At 69.3% G+C, this 18384-nt stretch carries 18 protein-coding genes and 2 pseudogenes; 5 read left to right on the forward strand and 15 right to left on the reverse strand.

The window, feature by feature from the left end; genetic code table 11:
• A complete protein-coding gene (locus tag M2271_RS02105; protein WP_280885291.1) occupies positions 1 to 801 on the forward strand; it encodes an IclR family transcriptional regulator in 801 nt (266 codons plus the stop codon).
• Here the strand turns inward: M2271_RS02105 and M2271_RS02110 are convergent.
• The 6 genes from M2271_RS02110 to M2271_RS02135 form a co-directional block, all read right to left on the reverse strand.
• Complete coding sequence (locus M2271_RS02110; RefSeq protein ID WP_280885292.1) at positions 767 to 1765, reverse strand: glycerate kinase; 999 nt, start codon at positions 1763 to 1765, stop codon at positions 767 to 769. The two genes, M2271_RS02105 and M2271_RS02110, sit on opposite strands and share 35 nt — an antisense overlap.
• A complete protein-coding gene (locus tag M2271_RS02115) occupies positions 1762 to 2736 on the reverse strand; it encodes a D-glycerate dehydrogenase (RefSeq protein WP_280885293.1) in 975 nt (324 codons plus the stop codon). The genes M2271_RS02110 and M2271_RS02115 overlap by 4 nt, the downstream gene beginning before the upstream one ends.
• A complete protein-coding gene (locus M2271_RS02120; RefSeq protein ID WP_280885294.1) occupies positions 2733 to 3674 on the reverse strand; it encodes a hypothetical protein in 942 nt (313 codons plus the stop codon). The genes M2271_RS02115 and M2271_RS02120 overlap by 4 nt, the downstream gene beginning before the upstream one ends.
• On the reverse strand, positions 3674 to 4909 hold the full coding sequence (locus tag M2271_RS02125) for a CaiB/BaiF CoA-transferase family protein (RefSeq protein WP_280885295.1): 1236 nt from the start codon (positions 4907 to 4909) through the stop codon (positions 3674 to 3676). The genes M2271_RS02120 and M2271_RS02125 overlap by 1 nt, the downstream gene beginning before the upstream one ends.
• Before the next feature lie 37 nt (positions 4910 to 4946).
• Positions 4947 to 6356 (reverse strand): SLC13 family permease, encoded by a 1410-nt coding sequence (locus tag M2271_RS02130; RefSeq protein ID WP_280885296.1) that lies wholly within the window; start codon positions 6354 to 6356, stop codon positions 4947 to 4949.
• Positions 6357 to 6691: 335 nt separating this feature from the next.
• A complete protein-coding gene (locus M2271_RS02135) occupies positions 6692 to 6910 on the reverse strand; it encodes a hypothetical protein (protein WP_280885297.1) in 219 nt (72 codons plus the stop codon).
• A 304-nt stretch (positions 6911 to 7214) separates the two neighbouring features.
• Between M2271_RS02135 and M2271_RS02140 the strand changes: the two are divergent.
• Positions 7215 to 7394, forward strand: a pseudogene (locus M2271_RS02140) (hypothetical protein); the annotation flags it as partial.
• Here the strand turns inward: M2271_RS02140 and M2271_RS02145 are convergent.
• From M2271_RS02145 to M2271_RS02155, 3 genes are all read right to left on the reverse strand, one after another.
• Entirely contained in the window at positions 7384 to 8022 is a 639-nt protein-coding gene (locus M2271_RS02145; protein WP_280885298.1) for an NAD(P)H-binding protein, read from the reverse strand. The pseudogene M2271_RS02140 and the gene M2271_RS02145 overlap by 11 nt on opposite strands.
• 270 nt (positions 8023 to 8292) lie before the next feature.
• Positions 8293 to 8937 (reverse strand): NAD(P)H-dependent oxidoreductase, encoded by a 645-nt coding sequence (locus tag M2271_RS02150; RefSeq protein ID WP_280885299.1) that lies wholly within the window; start codon positions 8935 to 8937, stop codon positions 8293 to 8295.
• 92 nt (positions 8938 to 9029) lie between these two features.
• On the reverse strand, positions 9030 to 9755 hold the full coding sequence (locus M2271_RS02155; RefSeq protein ID WP_280885300.1) for a DsbA family oxidoreductase: 726 nt from the start codon (positions 9753 to 9755) through the stop codon (positions 9030 to 9032).
• A gap of 108 nt (positions 9756 to 9863) precedes the next feature.
• Between M2271_RS02155 and M2271_RS02160 the strand changes: the two genes are divergently transcribed.
• Entirely contained in the window at positions 9864 to 10274 is a 411-nt protein-coding gene (locus M2271_RS02160; RefSeq protein ID WP_280885341.1) for a helix-turn-helix domain-containing protein, read from the forward strand.
• A gap of 302 nt (positions 10275 to 10576) precedes the next feature.
• Here the strand turns inward: M2271_RS02160 and M2271_RS02165 are convergent, their stop codons facing one another.
• Positions 10577 to 11374: an ROK family protein gene (locus M2271_RS02165; RefSeq protein ID WP_280885301.1), complete on the reverse strand. Its 798-nt coding sequence runs from the start codon at positions 11372 to 11374 to the stop codon at positions 10577 to 10579.
• 16 nt (positions 11375 to 11390) lie between these two features.
• The gene (locus tag M2271_RS02170; protein ID WP_280885302.1) at positions 11391 to 11876 is read right to left on the reverse strand and encodes an Lrp/AsnC family transcriptional regulator; all 486 of its coding nucleotides are present in this window, start codon (positions 11874 to 11876) and stop codon (positions 11391 to 11393) included.
• Between the two features lie 163 nt (positions 11877 to 12039).
• On the opposite strand from M2271_RS02170, the pseudogene M2271_RS02175 reads away from it, so the two are divergent.
• Positions 12040 to 14205 (forward strand): annotated as a pseudogene (locus tag M2271_RS02175) (indolepyruvate ferredoxin oxidoreductase family protein); the annotation flags it as partial.
• An 86-nt stretch (positions 14206 to 14291) separates the two neighbouring features.
• Positions 14292 to 15161 (forward strand): DUF6537 domain-containing protein, encoded by an 870-nt coding sequence (locus M2271_RS02180; RefSeq protein WP_280885303.1) that lies wholly within the window; start codon positions 14292 to 14294, stop codon positions 15159 to 15161.
• Positions 15162 to 15442: 281 nt separating this feature from the next.
• Here M2271_RS02180 and M2271_RS02185 read toward each other — a convergent pair whose 3' ends face one another.
• From M2271_RS02185 to M2271_RS02200, 4 genes are all read right to left on the reverse strand, one after another.
• Positions 15443 to 16531 carry an LLM class flavin-dependent oxidoreductase gene (locus tag M2271_RS02185; RefSeq protein ID WP_280885304.1) on the reverse strand — a complete coding sequence of 363 codons (1089 nt, stop codon included), beginning with the start codon at positions 16529 to 16531 and terminating at the stop codon, positions 15443 to 15445.
• A 73-nt stretch (positions 16532 to 16604) separates the two neighbouring features.
• Positions 16605 to 16961: an NAD(P)H-binding protein gene (locus M2271_RS02190; protein ID WP_280885305.1), complete on the reverse strand. Its 357-nt coding sequence runs from the start codon at positions 16959 to 16961 to the stop codon at positions 16605 to 16607.
• Between the two features lie 32 nt (positions 16962 to 16993).
• Complete coding sequence (locus M2271_RS02195) at positions 16994 to 17908, reverse strand: VOC family protein (RefSeq protein ID WP_280885306.1); 915 nt, start codon at positions 17906 to 17908, stop codon at positions 16994 to 16996.
• Between the two features lie 45 nt (positions 17909 to 17953).
• Positions 17954 to 18325: a DoxX family protein gene (locus M2271_RS02200; RefSeq protein ID WP_280885307.1), complete on the reverse strand. Its 372-nt coding sequence runs from the start codon at positions 18323 to 18325 to the stop codon at positions 17954 to 17956.
• Positions 18326 to 18384: the final 59 nt, after the last annotated feature.

Raw genomic sequence — 18384 nt, forward strand, 5'->3', positions numbered from 1 at the left:
ATGGCAGCCCGAGGAAAGTCCGCCGCGGTGGCGAACGAAGGGTCGAAGCAGGCGCCGCTGCTCGTCCTGGGAAAGATCTCCGAGATTCTCAACGCTTTCACACTGGCCCGGCCTTCGATGACCTTGCGCGAGATCCAGCAGCAGACCGGACTGCCTGCCTCGACCGTGCAACGCCTGGTGACGAACCTGGTCGCGCACGGGTTTCTCGACCGTTCCGAGGACATGTTCCGGATCGGGGTGAAGATGGCCTACTGGGCGGCTGCTGCGGCCAAGGACCTCGACATCCTCCAGGTGGTCAACCCCGCCCTGAAGGACCTCCGCGACCGGACCGGGGAGACCGCGTGCTTCTTCCGCTCCGAAGGCACCCAGCGGGTGTGCATCGCGGTCGCCGAGACCCGGCATTCCCTTCGCCGGGAGATGTCGGTGGGGAAGATCGCCCCCATCGCCGTCGGGTCGTCGGGGCGTGTGCTGCTGGCCTGGGATCCGGATCTCGAGGAGCGCGTACTCCAGGAAGAGCTTTTGCCGCTGACCGAGAGCACCGTGACCGACAGGGACGAACTGCGCACGCTGATCAAGCAGACGCGTTCCGAGGGATATGCCATCACGGTCGGTGAACGCATCGACGGTGCGTCGGGCCTCGCGGCCCCGGTGTTCGATTCGGCTGGGGACCTGGTCGGGGCACTCATGGTCCACGGGCCGACGCTGCGCATGCCCTATGAGCGGTGCGTCGAATGGGTCGATCTGGTGGTGGAGCATGCCGAACAGATCACCCGCGCGCTCGGCGGCCGGTACCCGGCCTGAGCCGGAGCCGCTGTCCGATGGCCCGGCCTGCCGCTTGCATGGCTGCCTCGTCGCTCGCCACCAAGATGTCCATGAACTCCTCGCGCCAAGGCCCGAGATCCGGGCCGAGGGATCCCGCCACGGCGAAGCGCGCGGTACCGGACGAGCGGGCCAGCACGGCCGACACGATCTTCCCCTGACTGCTCTGCGCGTCGAGCCGCCCCTCCCCGACGACGACAGCTTCCGCGTCGGCGAGGTGGTCGTCGAAGGACAGCGCGTCCAGGACGTAGTCCGCGCCTGATACGAGATCGGCGCCGAACTGTGCCCACATCGCCCCGGCGAAGCCTCCGGCAGCCCCGGTCCGTGGCACGTACGTCGGGTCGCGCCGCAGCAGCCTCGCCTGATGATGCAGGCGCAGTGTCAGGATGGCGACCTGCCCCGCATCCGCGCCCTTCTGCGGACCGAACACCCGTGCCGCTTCGGTGTACGGGGTGGTGACGTCGGTCAGGACCGTCACCGGGGTGCCGTGCAGGCCACCGCGTTCGTCGATCGCCCGCAAGGCCCCGAACCCGCCGTCGCTGGTGGCGGATCCGCCGGCCGCCACGACGATCTCGGTGACGCCTTGAGAGGCGGCGTCGGCCATCAGCATCCCGACGCCGTACGTGTCGGCGGCCACCGGATCCCGCGAGCCTTCGTGGGGGGCGTTGATCCCGCACACCTGGGCGAGTTCGATGTAGGCGGCGCCGGAGGGCGCGAGCGCGATCATTCCCTCGCATTGCGCCCCCCAGGGGTTGCGGGCCGGTGCGGCACGGTGACGCAGTCCGAGGGGTTCGGCGAGGACGGCGAGGGTCCCCTCGCCGCCGTCGGCCACGGGTACGAGCACGGGGACGGCCGGGGTTTGGGCCAGCCCCCGGCCGATCGCCGTGGCCACCTGCGGTGCGGTGTACGTGCCCTTGAAGCTGTCGGGAGCCACGACGACCTTCATCGCCACGCCTGCGGGTTCACCGCATGGGCCGGCATCTCGCCCCGCGCCATGGCGAGGGCGTTGTTCGCACACACCTCGGCCATGGTGGCGCGGACGGAGCGGGTGGCGCTGCCGACGTGGGGCAGCAGGGTGGTGTTCGGCAGGTCGGCGAGGCCGTCGGCGAGGACAGGCTCGTCCTCGTACACATCGAGCCCCGCTCCGGCGATCTCACCCGAGCGCAGCGCCTCCACGAGTGCCTTCTCGTCCACCACGGGCCCGCGCGACGTGTTGACGAGGCAGGCCGTCGGCTTCATGGCGCGAAGGGTCTTCTCGTCTACGAGATGGTGCGTGGCGCCGGTCAACGGGACATGCAGCGAAACGAAGTCGCTGGTGCGCACCAGGTCGTCCCATTCGGCGAACTGCACCCTGCCGGCGAGGTGTCCGAGCCGCTCGGGGGGTACGGGTCCACTGCGGGTGGTGTAACGCACCGTCATGCCGAATCCGAGGGCACGTTCTGCCGTCGCCCGGGCGATCCGTCCGAAGCCGACGAGGCCGAGTGCGGCACCGCTGACGTCGCCTCCGAGAAGCAGCTCGGGCTGCCAGCCCTGGTATCTGCCCGCGCGGACGAAGCGGTCCGCCTCCACGCAGCGCCGTGCCGTGGCCAGCAGGAGAAGCATCGCGATGTCGGCGGTGGCGTCGGTGAGGACACCGGGCGTGTTGCCCACGATGATGCCGCGCCGGGTGGCGGTGGCCACGTCGACGTTGTCGTATCCGACCGCATAGTTGGAGATGCCCTTGATCGTCGCGCTTTCCAGCACGGCCCGGTCGAAGACATCGGTCAGCTGGGCCACGACGATGTCGTAGGTCCCCGAGGAGCATTCCCGGCGCAGTTCGCCCGCGGACAGCTGCCGGTCGGGTACGTGCACCTCACCGGCCGCCTTCAGAATGTCCATTCCAGGAGCCGGGATGGCGGTCGTCACCAGGAACTTCATCGGCACGCCTGCGCATCCGGTGCCGCCACGGCCCACTCGAACGCGGTGGTGCTGGAATGCGCCGCCTGACCTGCCCGGGAACGGTTCGGCTCGTCCAGTTCTGACAGCAGCCCGTCGGCCAGCGCGACCACGGCGCCGAAGGTGCCCGGTGTCAGCCAGTCGGGACGCAGTGCGAACAGCAGGTCTTCGGTCGAGGCGTTCCCGCTGGCACCGGGTGCGAACGGGCAGCCGCCGAGGCCGCCGAGTGCCCCGTCCAGTTCGCTTGCTCCGGCGGCCACCGCGGCGAGGGAGTTGGCGACACCCATGCCCCACGTGTCGTGCCCGTGGTAAACGATCCGTCGCGCGGGCGATCGCGTTGCCACGGTGGAGACCAGGCTGGTCACCTGGGTCGGTACGGCCTGCCCGAGGGTGTCGCACAGCACGATGTCCTCGGCGCCCTCCGTACGGGGGTCGTTGGCTATCCGTAGCACTGTCTCCTCCGGGACGAGGCCATCGAACGGGCAGGTGAAAGCCGTGGCGACGCAGAGCTGGATGCGTCCGCCGGCCGAGCGCGCGTGCTCGATCGCCGCCGGCATGGCCGCGAGGCTGTCCTCGGTCGACCGGCCGATGTTGGCTTGGTTGTGACGGTCGGATGCCGACAGGCAGTACTGGAAGTTCACCGCGCCCGCCCGCGCCGCCATCTCGACGTGCCGGGGGGTGGCCACCCACACCCAGGACCGGGCGAGCTCGTCCGCATTCAGGCGCTCGATCACCTCCAGCGTGTTGGCCATGGGCGGGACGAGGGCCGGATTGGCGAGCGAGCCGATCTCCAGGCTGGGGATGCCGAGGGCGAGGAGTTCGCGGACGACGGCCACCTTCCGGTCGGTGGACAAGGGCTTGCCGGTGAGCTGGAGGCCGTCGCGCAGGGTCACATCGCGCACGGTCACAGGGGTATTCATCACTTCTTCTCCATCTCCATGATGATCGCGTCGGTCTCCGCGTCGTTCTTGCCGAGCAGGTCGGTGAGCACCTGCCGGGTGTGCTCGCCGAGGTCGGGGCCGAGGGATCGGACAGGCAGGGACTTCTCGCCGAGGACGGGGACGATGCCGGGGAACCCCACCTCCTGGGGCTCGTCGGCCGCGATGCGGACCGGCAGCCGCTGGATCATGCCGCGGGCGGCGAACTGCGGGTCCTCGCAGATGTCCGCCGCGGTGTGGATCGGGCCCGCCGGGACGCCAGCGGCGTCGAGGGCTTTCAGCACCTCGTCACGAGGAAGCGTCTTGGTCCATGCGGTGATGGCACCGTCGAGTTCGTCACGACGGTCCCATCGCTGCGCGTTGGTCCGCAGCCCGGGGTCGTCGGCGAGGTCGGGACGGCCGATGGCCCGCATATAGCGCCGGAAGATCGCGTCTCCGTTGCCGGCGATCACCACACTGTGCCCGTCGCCGCACTCGTAGGCGTTGGTGGGGGCGATGCCCTCCATCCTGCCGCCGACCCGCTGCCGTTCGAGGCCGTAGGCGAGGTAGTCGGGAACGAGTGATTCCATCATCGAGAAGACGGCCTCATGCAGGGCGACGTCGACCGTTCGCTCGGACAGCGGCGCCGTCGTGGGGAGCCGTTCGCGCTGCAGGAGCGAGATCACGGCGCCGAACGCCGCGTAAAGGCCCGCGATCGAATCACCGATGGACACTCCGACCCGGGAGGGCGGGCGGTCGGCTTCCCCCACCAGATGGCGCAGGCCTCCCATGGCCTCGGCCACCGCGGCAAACCCCGGGCGGTCCGACAGAGGCCCGGACTGGCCGAACGCGGATATGCGGGCCAGCACGATATCGGGATTTGCCTCTTCGAGGGCGGAGGGGCCGAGTCCCCAGCGTTCCAGCGTGCCGGGGCGGAAGTTCTCGATCACGACATCGCATCGCCGCACCAGTTCCAGCACAGTGGTCCGGCCACGATCGGTCTTGAGGTCCAGCACCACGGACTTCTTGTTGCGGTTGATGGTGCGGAAGAGCATCGAGACGTCACCGGCGTAGAGCCGCCAGTTCCTCAACTCGTCTCCGGTGCCCGGGCGTTCGATTTTGATTACCTCGGCACCGAAGTCCGCGAGCAGCCTCCCGGCGGTGGGGCCCGCGATGTAGTTGCCGAGTTCGAGCACACGCACTCCGTGCAGCGGCAACTGCGTGCTGTGGTTCGTCATGGTGTCCTCACGTGACAGGTGGTGGGGGTAAGGGAGTTCAGAGGATGGCGCTCAGCGCGAGGATCGGGCCCATCGCGACGACGGAGGCGACGGAGACCCCGACCGAGCAGGTCTTGAGGGTGCCGCGGGTGGTCTGGCCCATCAGGGACTGGAGCAGCCAGAAGGTGTTGCTGGTCAGGTGCACGAAGAACAGCGATCCAGCTCCGGCAGCCAGGGCGATCAGTACGGGATCGAGCCCCAGCGTGGGGGCCACCGGCGCGAGCAGGCCGGCGGCCGTGATCGCGGATATCGTCACCGAGCCGACCGCGATGTGCAGCACGGCGGCCACCAGCCACACGATCAAAAGCGGGGCCCAGGTGTTGGCCTTGAAGTAACCGCCGAGGATGTCTCCCAGCCCACAGGCGGCGATCACCCCTGCGAGACAGCCTCCGACGCCGTTGAGGAGGAGGATCTGTCCGCTGTCGCGCATGCCCCTGCTCAGCGAGGCGTCCACCCGGGGCTGTCCGAGGTAGCGCCGAGCCAGGACGCAGGTGGCGACCAAGCCGAGCAGGAGGGCCATGACCGGGCTGGAGAGCAACTCCACGAGGGAGTTGTGCCACGTCGCCACCTGGGCGAGGGCTCCGGTGGCGATGAGGAGGAGGGAGATGAGAAGGGGCGAGAAGAGTACGAGGAGGCTGGGCTGCGCGGGGGCCTTCACCTCCACCGCCGTCATCGTTGCGCCGGCAGCGGCGTTCGGGCCGAGGGGGGCCGCGTCCTCGGCCTTTCCACCGTCCGTGGACGCGGACGGCGCCGGGCCGGGGACGTCCTCTTCGTCGAGTACCGGATTCCACCAGCCCCGCGTCAGCGCGAAGTTCATGACGGCGATGGCGATGGTCACGGTCGGGATGACCACAACGAGCCCGAACAGCAGATATTTACCGAACGGCACGTCGAGGAGCGCGGCGAGCGCCAGCGCTCCCACACCGGGGATCGTGAAGACGATGCCGCACTCCAGCCCGATGGCCAGGGCAGTGGCCATACGGGCCGTGCCGTACCGGCCGAGCTTGGAGGCTATGCCCTTGGCCAGCGGCCCGGTGATCACCAACAACACGTCCAGATATATGGACTGCAGGAACGTCGCGATCGTCAACGCCATCGCATGAGGGATCCGCTTCGGGCCTGCGGTGCGCAACAGGGCGTCGACGAGGCGCTCGATGGCCCCGAGGTCGCGCAGGAGGGCTCCGATGAGTACTCCGAACGCGATCAGGAGCCCGATATCGGCCATGACGTCGCCGAACCCCTTGCTGATGGTCTCCACGGTCTTCTCGACACCCAGACCGGTCGCGAGGCCGAGATAACAGGAGCCCAGAACCAGGGCGACCACCGGGTTCATCCGTAGCCGCACGATCAGGAACACGATGGCGATCACGGCGATGGCCGTGTTGAGCAAGATTCCGGTATCCGACATGCCTACCGTCCGTTTCGGGTGAGATAGGGCGTATGTGAAGCCGACGGCCCGACCCATGGCCCGCATTATGAGCACGGACCCACAATGCGGGTCAACAGTCTGGAAACATGAAGGTGTGCAGATGGCAACGAAATCCGCGAGCGGGTGTCGCTTGTGAAATCGATGCACCGTGGCCCGACTGTCGCGATCTCAGCGCTGTCCGGCGGCGTGCGACCGAGTCGCTTTGATGGGGTACGTCGGAAAATTGGCCGCCCATCCCTCGCAGGTAGAGCCCGCCAACGGCCGCCTTCGCCCCACTCGGGACGGCTCGCTCACGCCCGCCGCGTCCTCGCCGCCTACCGTGCTGCGACGGTGGTGCCGGGCCTGCGCCGCAGCCGCAGACCGGCCAGCGCGGTCGTGAGCATGACCCGGGCGATTCGCTTGTGGTTGACCGGCTCGCCGCTCTCACGCAGCGCGGCGGTGAGTTGCCCGCCGGCTGCCTGGCGGGCTGCGGTCCTGCACCAGCAGGAGAAGCTGGAGCGGGCGATGCCGCCGATGGAGCACAGTCGCTTCACGCCGTAGCGGCGCTGATGGTCGGCGACGAACTGCCGAGCAGCCGAGGGGATTTCATCCCTCGGCTCTCCCCGAACAGGGCGTAACAGGCGCCCGTTCCACGGCTCTTGTCGTTCTGGCCATCAGACCCGCATCGCCACCGTGACATGGCGCCAGTGCGCGAACATGCGGGAGTGCCCCCGCGTGATCTCCTGCACCTCGCAAGGGCCTTCCGCCGCGAGCCGTTTGTACTTCTGGCGGATCCAGCGCGCAAAGCAGGCGTTGATGCGCGCAAGCGCCGCCAGCGCCGCCTCGGACCCCCGGCGGCGTGAGGGAACCCGCCCCCACGTTCCCGGACCACGGACGCGATCCGTGTCACCGGACGCGGAGCGAAAGCGGGCGACCAGGACATCCAACACCGTTCGGGATGTCCGCAGTGACCAGGTATGGGTCCAAGACTCACTCCTGCTCACTGACTTGGAACGGTACCGAGGGATCAGTTGCTGATGGCGGGCATGGTCCGGCGGTAGCGGGTGTCGGTGAGCTGGGAGACGAGGAATGCGGCGATGTCCGGGCGGGTCATCTTGGAGGCGACCTTGTCGTGGCCCAGGAAGCCGGACTTGATACGGCCGGTGGCGGGTTTGTCGACCGGGTTGGTGATCCGGGCGATGGTGTAGTCGAGTGGGGAGGAGGTGACCGCCTCCGTCATGCCCTTCAGCTCGGCCAGCGCGTTGGGGAAGGCGAGCTTGGCCATGACGGGCAGGATGATGGGCTTCCAGTGCGGCTTGTCGTGCGGATCAGCCAGGGAGGGCGTGGCCAGGCCGATGAACCGGGTGACGCCCTCGGCCCGCATCGCCTCGACGATGGTGCGGGTGCCGTCGGTGACGGCCATGCCCTTCACGGACCGCTCCAGCGACGGGCCGAGTGCGCTGATCACCGCATCCGCGCCTGCCACGGCCTTGCGGACCGCCTGGCTGTCGGAGAGCTGGCCGGTGGCCACGGTCAGGTTCGCGTCGGCGGGGGTGAGTTTGGCGGGGGTACGTACGTAGGCGGTGACGTGGTGTCCGGCGTCCAGCAGCTGCTGGACGACCAGGCGGCCGATGGCGCCGCTGGCGCCGAAGACGGTGACACGCATCAGGTGCTCCAAGTGGGGGTCGAAAGGTGTGGGGGCCCGGCCAGCCCCACAGGACGACGGCGGCCAGGATCAGCAGCACGGCGTTGAAGCGGATGGCGGCTCCTTGCGCCGGGCGTGGCCGCCCAGAAGAGCGTGACTGGGGCCGCTTGGGCAGGGCGATGTCGGTCCAGCCCACGCTGTTCTCCTGCGGTGGGCGCTGGGCAGTGCGGACGGCCGCCCGGAGTGCGGTGGGCCGGTGGTGGCCCACCGCGACGGCCCCAGCTGGCCGGGTCAGGCGGCGAGCTGCTGGCCGATCTTCTCGGCCAGGCGACGGGCCTGCTCGTGCGCGTCGGCCAGGGACGCCTCGTGCAGCGGGATCAGGCCCGACAGCGCCGACCTGACGGGCGCCAGCGTCAGCTCGGGAGTCACCGTGGTCAGGTCGAGGCCGAGCGTGTGGGGATCGCCCAGGACGGACTCCAGCGCGGGCACGAGGTAGTCCTTGCCATGGTTGGGGGTGCCGGGGCCGTAAGCGCCGCCGCGGGCGGAGACCAGCACGGCCGGGCGGCCCATCGACACCGGCCCGTTGACGAAGTCCAGGGTGCGGCCCTCGACCAGGACCTGGTCCATCCACGCCTTGAACACCGAGGGCATCGTGTAGTTGTACATCGGCACCGTGAACAGATAGGCGCTCGCGCCCAGGAACTCCTCGACGAGCTCGTCCTGGACGGCGGCGGCCGCGGCCTGCTCCGGAGTGTGCCGGGCAGGATCGGTGACGCGGGCCGACAGGCCCGCCGCGCTCAGGTGGGGCACCGGTGAGGTGGCGAGATCCCGGTGGACCACCTCGCCGGTCCAGGCGTCACGGAAGGACAGGGCGACCTGGTGGGAGATCGAGTCGGTGCCGAGGGAGGAGGAGTCGATGTGCAACAGGTAGGACATGGTGACCTCTGTGTATGTCGAAGGGGGAGTGGGGGGAGAGTTCCTGCGGCGACGGCCGCAAGGCCCGCCGGAAGCAGGGAGTGGATCGGGGGTCAGGCGCGGGCAGGGCGAGTGGCGGGCACCGCGCAGCCGTCCGGCCCGCACACTCCCTCGCCGCTGTCGGCCACAGCGAGCGACGGGTGGGTTTCGTCCCACGCCTGCCGCAGCGTGCGCAGGAGGGTGTCGGTGCCCTGGGCGCCGGGAACGGCGTAGTGACCGTCGATGACGAGGAACGGCGCGCCGGTGGCGCCCAGGCGCTGTGCCTGGCGTGCCTCGTCCTGCACCTGCTGCCGGTAGCGGCCGTCGTCCAGTACTCGCCGCGTCTCGTTCCGCTCCAGGCCGAGTTCGTCGGCCAGGTCGAGCAGCGCGTCCACGGTGAAGACCGACCGGGCCTCGCCGAAGTAGGAGCGGAAGATCCGGTCCCACGCCGCACGGTTCTTGCCCTGAGCGGAGGCGTGGGCGAGGAACTCGTGCGCCCACCGGGTGTTGCCGACCTCGTTCTCCAGCACGGTGTACGGCACCAGGCCCTCCCGCGCGGCCAGGGCCTCGACGTGGCGGGGGCCCGCCTCCAGGCTGTCGTCGGCCAGGCCGTGGTGCTGCCTCAGGGCCTGGCGCACGCTCACCCCTCCACCGACCGACAGATGGTCGGAGAGAGGCAACGAGCGGTGGATCAGCTCGACCTCGTCGCCATGCTCGAACCGCTCCAGAGCCATGTCCAGCCGGTGACTGCCCAAACCGCACCACGGGCACGTGATCTCGGACCATAGCTCCACCTTCATGGCGCTCACCTCCAATACTTACGATTGGTATGCAGCGCCATCATGCGCCAGTATGGAAGGCCGTACAAAAGGAACATCCGTGTCCGCTACCGAAGGGGGATGTCCGCAATGGACGCCGCCGCAGCCCAGAAGGACACCGCCGCGCTCCCCGGGCCCTGCGCCCGTATGCCGGTCGAGCACGCGGACTTCATCCGTCAGGTCCTGGACCGGGTGGGGGACAAGTGGACTCTGCTGGTGATCGGGACCCTGCAGGACGGCCTGCTGCGCTACAGCGACCTGCAGCGCACCATCCCCGGCATCTCCCAGCGCATGCTCTCGCGCACTCTGGCCCAGCTCCACGAGGACGGCCTGGTCACCAGGACCGCCTACGCCGAGGTGCCGCCGCGCGTGGAGTACGCCCTCACCCCCCTGGGCACCAGCCTCAACGACATCGTGGCCTCCCTGATCGACTGGGCCGCCACCCACCACGACGACATCCGCCAACACCGGGCCCGCCACGGCACGCTCGGCACACACTGACCGAGCGTGCCCAGACGATCGAGCGGCTCCCGGAGTCACGGAAGACCGAACCGCTGACCACGATGGTGCGCAACCTCCGGACGCAGGCCCGCCTCGACGCGCTGGACCTGGTCGTGTCGCTGACGGTCACCCCCTGATCAACCCGGCCCGGCGGGCGCCGAACAAGGAGCGGATGGCGGCGCTGTCTCGGGTCGAAGGAGGCCTCCCGGAACACGGCAGATCGCCAGCGCGACGGGCTCGCCGGCCTTGGGCTTCCGGCGCCGTCCCGCGCGACGCCGGGCGCTGCGATGCGGCCCGCGCCCTCAGCGGCGGCCGTTCGTGGTGGCCGCGGAGAGGAAGCCCTCCATCACCAGGGTGGCCGCACCGAGGCTCACCGGATTGCGGTCGATGGCGCACAGCGCGATCTCGGTGCCTTCCCACGGCTCCTCAAGGGCGTAGCGCTCCGCCGTGGCACGGGCATGGCGGATGAGGTGCCCCCCCACACTGTCGGCCACCCAGCCGGTGAGGACGATGATCTGGGGATTGAACAGGTTGACCATGTTGGCGATGGCGATCCCGAGGTAGCGGCCCGTGGCTGCGATCACCTGTTCGGCGACGGGATCGCCCGCCGCCAGGGCGGCGGCCAGCGCGTTGATGGTGGCGGTCTGGTCGTCGGGCCGGAGCAGGGGGCTGTCCGGCGCGATCTCTTCCAGCTGATGCATGATGCCGGGGGCGCCGACGTAGGCTTCCACGCATCCCACGCACCCGCGGCGGCACTGGCGGCCGTCGATGACCAGATTGGTGTGTCCCCACTCGCCGGCCGTGTTGGTGGCGCCGTGGTAGACCGTGCCGCGGATGGCGAGGCCCGCTCCGACGCCGGTGCCGAGGGTGAGCACGGCGACGTTCTCCCGGTCCCGCGCCGCGCCGAACCACAGTTCGGCAACGGTGCTCGCGCGCAGTGGGTTGTCCAAGTGGACGGGCAGGGGGATGCGCTCGGCGAGCATGTCGCGCAGCGGCACGTCGCGCCAGTTCCAGTTCGACGCGAAGACGGACGCTCTGCCGTCCGGCCCTACCTGGCCGGGAATGCTCACGCCCACACCGAGCACCTGCTCCAGCGGCACCTGGAACTCGCCGCCGCTACCCCTTGGGCGGCGCGCCTCGCCTGCCTGCCTTGACGACCAGGGGGAGCAGACGATAGGAGACGCGTTCGCTGAGCGCGACCTCTGTCTTCGTACGAACGACACCGGGAAGCCTGATGAGCTGCTGGATGACGTCCTCCAGATGGGTGTTGTCGTGGGCGGCCACCCGGCACACCAGGTCGCCCTCACCGGCGATGCTGTGTGCCTCGATCACCTCCGCGATCGCGCCGAGATGCGTCGTTACCTCCTCCAACATGCCCTGTGCCAGGTGGAGATGGATCAGCGCGAGCACGGGATAACCCATTCCGGCGAGGCTGAGCCGGGGCGCCAGGCTCGTGATCACGCCCTCGCGCTCCAGGCGGGTCAGCCGGCTCTGCACCGTTCCCCGGGCCACCCCGAGGATGCGCGCGTACTCCCGCATGCCGGCCCGCGGTTCTTCGAGGAGCAGGCGAAGAAGTGCACTGTCCAGATCGTCGATGTCCATGGTTGTACCGATGGCCCTTCCCCTCCAGGCAACGTACGGGGAGAACTGTGCCGTTGGCCCAGTCAAGGGCCCGGGACATTGACCCATTGGAGCAAGCGGAGCCTATCATCCGGTCCAATTGACCAATAGATCGTGTGGATATCAGAAACTCGGGCGGTGCCACATGCCAGCTGCGGTGACCGGGACACGCACGGAAGACAACTTCACTCTTGAAGACCGCTATCTGCGCGAGGACGGCACGGTCTGTCTCACCGGGGTCCAGGCCCTTGTGCGTCTGCTCTTCGACCGGGCCAGGCATGACCGGCGCAACGGACGGATCACCGCCGCGTTCGTCTCGGGCTACGAGGGGTCCCCGCTCGCGGGATTCGACCTGGAGCTGGCCCGCCGCTCGAAGCTGCTCACCCCTTACGACGTCGTACACCGGCCCGGTCTCAACGAGGAACTGGGCACCACCGCCGTCATGGGCAGCCAGCTCGCGGGCACCGTCGGCAACCTGCGGCCGGACGGCGTGACCGGAATCTGGTACGGCAAGTCACCCGGCCTCGACCGCGCCAGCGACGCCTTCCGGCACGCGAACCTCGCGGGCACCGATCCCCGCGGCGGTGCGGTGGCTCTCGTCGGTGACGACCCGGTCGCCAAGTCCTCCACGGTGCCCTGTGCCTCGGAACTGACCCTGGCCGACCTGGCGATCCCGATCTTCTACCCGGCCGACCCGCAGGATGTCCTCGACCATGGCCTGCATGCTGTCGAGCTGTCCGCCAGCGGAGTCTGGGCCTCGATGAAGATCGTCACCAATGTCGCGGACGCCGCCGGCACCGCGGTCGTACGGAGCGACTGGGCCCCGCCCGTCCTGACGCCACTGGGCTTCACCAAGCCGTACACGCACAAGCCCAGCACTCACCTGCTCGGGGCCAGTCTCGCCGCCCTGGAACGCAGCCTGTTCACCGAGCGGCTGCCGCTCGCCCTGGAGTACGTACGGGCCAGCGGTGTCAACCGGATCATCGGCGGTGCCCGGCCGGGCGACCGGATCGGCATCATCACGGCGGGCAAGCCCTACCTGGACCTCCAGCAGGCGCTGCACACCCTCGGCCTGGACGAGGCGGCCCTGGAGCGTTACGGGATCAGGCTGCTGAAGCTGGGCGCCATCCACCCCGTGGACCCCGGCATCGTCCGCGAGTTCGCCGACGGGCTGACCGAGATCATCGTCGTCGAGGAGAAGCGGTCCTTCCTGGAGTCCGCCGTCAAGGAGATCCTGTACGGGGTGTCCGGCGCGCCCACCGTGCACGGCAAGACCGCACCCGACGGAACCACCTTGTTCAGCCAGGCCGGCGAGCTGAGCGCCGACTCCGTCGCGGCCGGGCTCGGGCGGCGGCTGTCGGCGCCGCAGTACGGGGACATCGAGCCGGTCACCGCCTGGCGCGAGCGGCGGCGCCACGAGCGCGTCCAGCTGCCGCTGCTGGGAGCGACCCGGACCCCGTACTTCTGCTCGGGCTGTCCGCACAACTCCTCGACGAAGGTCCCGGAGGGCTCGCTGGTCGGCGCCGGGATCGGCTGCCACACCATGGCCGTCTTCATGGAGCCCGACCAGGTGGGCACGGTCACCGGGCTCACCCAGATGGGCGGTGAGGGCGCCCAGTGGATCGGGATGGCGCCCTTCACCGACCACAAGCACTTCGTGCAGAACATCGGAGACGGCACCTTCATGCACTCCGGAAGTCTCGCGGTGCGTGCGGCGGTCGCCGCGGGCATCAACATCACCTACAAGCTGCTGTACAACTCCGCGGTGGCGATGACCGGCGGCCAGGACGCGGTCGGCGCATTGCCCGTCGACCGGGTGGCGCAACTGCTGCTCATCGAAAGCGCCGCCAAGGTGATCATCACCACCGAGGACCCCGAGCGACTGCGCAAGGCGAGGACGCCCAGGCGGGTGGAGGTGCGCCACCGCGACGAACTGATGCATAGCCAGGAGGAGTTGGCCGCGACCCCCGGCGTCACGGTGCTGATTCACGACCAGGAGTGCGCGGCTGAGAAACGCCGCAAGCGGCGGCGCGGCAAGATGGAGACCCCGGCGGCCAAGGTCGTCATCAACGAGCGGGTGTGCGAGGGCTGCGGCGACTGCGGGGTGAAGTCCAACTGCCTGTCCGTACAGCCGGTGGAGACCGAGTTCGGCCGCAAGACGCGGATCGACCAGTCCTCGTGCAATGTCGACTACTCGTGCCTGGCCGGGGACTGCCCCTCCTTCATGACCGTGGTGCCCAGTGGCCGCAAGCCCAAGCAACAGGAAACCGCAGGGCTCTTTGCCGAGGCACTGCCCGAACCCGAACGACGCGTCAAGAACGAGGACTTCACCGTGCGGATCACGGGCGTCGGCGGCACCGGAGTGGTCACGTGGCGCAGATCCTCGCCATCGCCGCCGTGGTCGACGGAAAGCAGGTCCGTACCCTCGACCAGACCGGGCTCGCCCAGAAGGGCGGCGCCGTGGTCTCGGACGTCAAGGTCACCTCGGCCGTCGTGGAACAGGCCCCGAAGCTGGCCGACGCGGAGTGCGACCTCTACCTGGCCTGCGACGCGCTGGTCGGAACCGACGCACAGTATCTGGCGGCGGCGGACCCGCACCGTACGGTCGCGGTGGTGTCGACCACCGAGGCGCCCACCGGCAAGATGATCATCGATACGACCGTGTCCTTCCCGGAGCAGAGCAGCGTCCGCGCGGCGGTCGACGGCGCCAGCGCACACGCCTTCTACGTGGACGCGCGCAGGCTGGCCGAGGACCTGTTCGGCGATGACCAGTACGCCAACATCCTTCTGCTCGGTGCCTACAAGGACGAGTACGAGGTCGCCCGGCTCCACCTCGACGAGGATCTGGAGACCGAGATCGAGGCGCAGTTCGGTGAGGGCTCACGGTTCGCCTTCCAACTGCACCCTCCGGTGCTGAGGGCGCTGGGGATGAAGCGGAAGATCAGCCTCGGCCCTCGGTCCCGGCCGGCGTTGCGTGTCCTGCGCTCGATGCGCAAGGTGCGCGGCACCCGTCTGGACATCTTCGGCTACGCGGGCGTGAGAAGGGTGGAGCGGGCACTTGTCGAGGAGTACCGCGACGCCGTGCTGCGGGCGCTGGACACCGAGGGATTCCACAGCGGCCCGGACACGGTCGTCGAACTGGCCGCTCTGCCGGACATGGTCCGCGGCTACGAGCACATCAAGCTGGCCAATGTCGCGGCCTACCGCGCCAGGCAGGCCGAACTGCTCGCTCAGCTGGAGCGTCCTGTGGTGGCGGCAGGACGCTGATGACATGACCGACGAGGACGGCCACGCGGGTGCCCTTCGGCCTCTCGCTGAGCCCCAGAACATTGCCCTGCGTCAGGACGTCGCTGCGGCTCCGCCACCACGACCCTCTCCAGTGGATGGGCGACCAGCCGCCGCCAGGCGTGCTGAGCGGTGTTCCGGGTCGTACGGATCACCCCGACGTCGGTCATGAGCAGCAGCGGGATGTCCTCAGGGGCGAAGGCCTGCGCGTCGCCCCGGCACTGCACTGCACTGCACTGCCCTGCCCTGCCCTGCCTCGAGCTTCACTTCCGTTTCGGCTTCGCGATCCGCGCAAGCACGTCATGGTGAGAGCCGCCGGGCCCGCGTGTTTCCTGGCGGACAACGGGGGTGACTTCGGTGGCGAGGAGTTCGATGGAGTCGCTCACCATGTGGGCGGGCATGCCGCCGAAGTCGATCTGCCCCATGAAGCGGTCGATGCCGAGCAGTTCGTGTTCGGTGAGGATCTTGTCGATGACTTCCTGGGGGCTGCCGGCCATCAGCGCGCCGAAGGGGCCTGCGGCGGTCCGGTACTCGTCGGGGCCGACCAGCCAGCCGCGCCCGCCGGGCGTCTTGGGCCGCAGATATTCCCGGTAGTGCGGATACAGCTCCTCGCGGGCACCCTGTGACGTCTTACCGACGTAGAAGTGGCTGGTGAGGCCCAGCTTGAGGGCTTCGGCGGGGTGACCCGCCGCTTGACCGACGGTGCGGTAGTGCTCGACGAGTGGGCGGGCACGGCGGATGTCGCCTCCGATAAGGCCCAGCACCATGGGCAGGCCGAGGCGTCCGGCGCGTTCGGCGCTGGCGGGGGTGCCTCCGACGCCGAGCCACAGGGGCAGCCGGGTCTGCTGTGGGCGGGGCGGGACGGGAAGGCCGTCAAGGGCCGGGCGGTGGCGGCCGGTCCAGGTGACGTGCTCGTTGTCGCGTATCGCGAGCAGGAGGTCGAGTTTCTCGGCGAAGACGGTGTCGTAGTCGGCGGGGTCGATGCCGAAGAGGGTGAAGGCTTCGAGGAAGGCGCTGCGTCCGGCGATGATCTCGGCGCGGCCGTCGCTGACGAGATCGAGGGAGGCGAAGTCCTGGTGGAGGCGGACCGGGTCGAGGGTGGACAGGACGGAGACGGCGCTGGTGAGGCGAATGTTCGTGGTGGCCTGGGCGATGGCGGCCAGGGGGACGGCGGGGTTGGCGACGGCGAAGTCGGGACTGTGGTGCTCGCCGAGCGCGAACACGTCCAGTCCCGCCTGATCGGCGGCGATGCCGTAGGAGACGATCTCCCGGGTTCGGGTCGCGGGGTTGTGGAGCTTGCCGGTGGAGGGGTCGGTCTGGAGGTCGGACAGGGACAGGATGCCGAGTTCCACGGCGGGCTCCTCACGGTTCCCGGGGTGGTGTCGGCGAAGCTGTGGCCGGCGCGGTACCACCCCGGGGTGGGTGTCAGTTGCTGATGGCGTGCATGGCGCGCCGGTAGCGGGTGTCGGTGAGCTGGGAGACGAGGGAGGCGGCGATGTCCGCGCGGGTCATGGCGGAGCCGATCGTGTCGTGCCCGAGGGGGCCGGTCTTGATGCGGCCGGTGGCGGGCTTGTCGGTGGGGTTGGTGATCCGGGCGATCGTGTAGTCAAGGCTGGAGTGGGTGACCGCCTTGGTCATGCCGGTCAGCTCGGCCGGGGCGCGGGAAACATCAGCTTGGCTTGCCGCGAGTGCGTACCAGGGCGGTGACCTGGCGGCCGTGGTCCAGTAGTTACTGGACGACGAGGCGGCCGATGCCGCCGGGCGCACCGAAGACGGTGACACGCGTCAGGGGTGGCTCCGTGCCGGTGGGGTGGTCAGGAGGTGAGGGGGCGGACGGTGGGGGCCCAGCCGTCGGCGACGAACTTGTGGCCCCAGGCTTCGGAGTGGGAGGGGTTGGTCTGTACGAAGGTGTCGTCCAGGAGTTCCCCGCCGGCGCCGAACTCGATGTCGAAGCCAGTGGGTGAGCGCATGTAGAAGGAGATGAGAGTGTCGGACATGTGCCGCCCCAGGGTGACGGTGACGGGCAGCTCCCGTACCTGGACCAGATCCCAGGCGCGGCCGACGTCATCGAGGTGGGTGGACTCGATCGCGATGTGCTGGACACCCTTCATGCCGGGGACGCCGACGTAGCCCAGGCAGTGGGTGCGCGGGTTGCAGCGGTAGAACTGGGGGCCGGAGACGCTGCCGTCGGGGGTGGTGGCGGTCCAGCCGCCGAAGAGTTCCAGGCCGAGTACACCCGTGGTGAACTCCTCCAGCTCTGGGGTGATCTCGGGGACGACGAACACGACGTGCCCCACCCCGTCCGCTCCGGCGACGAAGGTGCCGGCCATGGGCTTGCCGGGCAGGAACGATCCGGCGGTGAAGGTGGCGCCGTAGAAGATCTCGTGGGAGAAGCCGAACGGGTCCTTGAAGCGGGCCAGGCCCTGCACCTGCCGCTCGGCGCACTCCTCGGCGGTGCCGACGTGGGGGGTGTAGCCCTTGTCGGTCAGCTCTTCGACGGCTGTGGTGAACGAGGCCTTCCCCGCAAGCTCCCAGCCGACGTAGGCGAGGCGTTCCTCGTCACCGGGGTGGATGGAGATGCGGCGGTGGCGGTCGTCCATCCGCAGGTGCACGGTGCCGTCGGCGCCGCGTTCACCGATCTGGAGGCCGAATATCTCGGGGCCGAAGGTCAGCCAATCCTCGTAGCGGGGGGATTCGAATCCGAGGTAGCCCAGCGCGTGGATCTGCACGGCATGTCTCCTTGACAGAAAAGTGGGGGCGGGGGCGGGTGGGGGTCAGAAGCTGTAGGGGCCGAAGCGTCCCCAGGCGATCAGGGCGGCCAGGGCCAACAGGACGGCGTTGAAGCCGATCGCGGAGGATTCCCTGCGGCGGGCGTGGGTGATCGCGGCGAGGATCATCGTGACGGCCAGTCCGGTCGCGGCCAGCGGGGTCAGGACGGGAGCGATGCCGGTGGCGGCGGGCAGGATCAGGCCGAGGGCAGCGGCGAACTCGACGATGCCGATGAAGCGCACGGTGGCGGGCGAGAAATCGGCTGCCCAGGGGAGCTTGTCGACAAGCTGGTCCTTGGGCTGGGTGGACTTCATGATTCCCGCCATGGCGAACATGGCGGCCAGCACGGCCTGCACGATCCACAGGAAGACGTTCATGGCAGCAGACATCCTTCGAGGCAAGAGGCGGGGAGGGGGCGGGTGAACGCTCCCTCCCC

The organism is Streptomyces sp. LBL (assembly GCF_029893585.1).
GTDB lineage: Bacteria > Actinomycetota > Actinomycetes > Streptomycetales > Streptomycetaceae > Streptomyces.

What these genes read in the sequence shown, in the direction of transcription:
- M2271_RS02110 (WP_280885292.1), bottom strand. Translation starts at nt 1,765, where the DNA reads ATGAAGGTCGTCGTGGCTCCCGACAGCTTCAAGGGCACGTACACCGCA.
- M2271_RS02150 (WP_280885299.1), bottom strand. Translation starts at nt 8,937, where the DNA reads ATGTCCTACCTGTTGCACATCGACTCCTCCTCCCTCGGCACCGACTCG.
- M2271_RS02125 (WP_280885295.1), bottom strand. Translation starts at nt 4,909, where the DNA reads ATGACGAACCACAGCACGCAGTTGCCGCTGCACGGAGTGCGTGTGCTC.
- M2271_RS02200 (WP_280885307.1), bottom strand. Translation starts at nt 18,325, where the DNA reads ATGAACGTCTTCCTGTGGATCGTGCAGGCCGTGCTGGCCGCCATGTTC.
- M2271_RS02170 (WP_280885302.1), bottom strand. Translation starts at nt 11,876, where the DNA reads ATGGACATCGACGATCTGGACAGTGCACTTCTTCGCCTGCTCCTCGAA.
- M2271_RS02145 (WP_280885298.1), bottom strand. Translation starts at nt 8,022, where the DNA reads ATGCGTGTCACCGTCTTCGGCGCCAGCGGCGCCATCGGCCGCCTGGTC.
- M2271_RS02120 (WP_280885294.1), bottom strand. Translation starts at nt 3,674, where the DNA reads ATGAATACCCCTGTGACCGTGCGCGATGTGACCCTGCGCGACGGCCTC.
- M2271_RS02130 (WP_280885296.1), bottom strand. Translation starts at nt 6,356, where the DNA reads ATGTCGGATACCGGAATCTTGCTCAACACGGCCATCGCCGTGATCGCC.
- M2271_RS02155 (WP_280885300.1), bottom strand. Translation starts at nt 9,755, where the DNA reads ATGAAGGTGGAGCTATGGTCCGAGATCACGTGCCCGTGGTGCGGTTTG.
- M2271_RS02105 (WP_280885291.1), top strand. Translation starts at nt 1, where the DNA reads ATGGCAGCCCGAGGAAAGTCCGCCGCGGTGGCGAACGAAGGGTCGAAG.
- M2271_RS02115 (WP_280885293.1), bottom strand. Translation starts at nt 2,736, where the DNA reads ATGAAGTTCCTGGTGACGACCGCCATCCCGGCTCCTGGAATGGACATT.
- M2271_RS02160 (WP_280885341.1), top strand. Translation starts at nt 9,864, where the DNA reads ATGGACGCCGCCGCAGCCCAGAAGGACACCGCCGCGCTCCCCGGGCCC.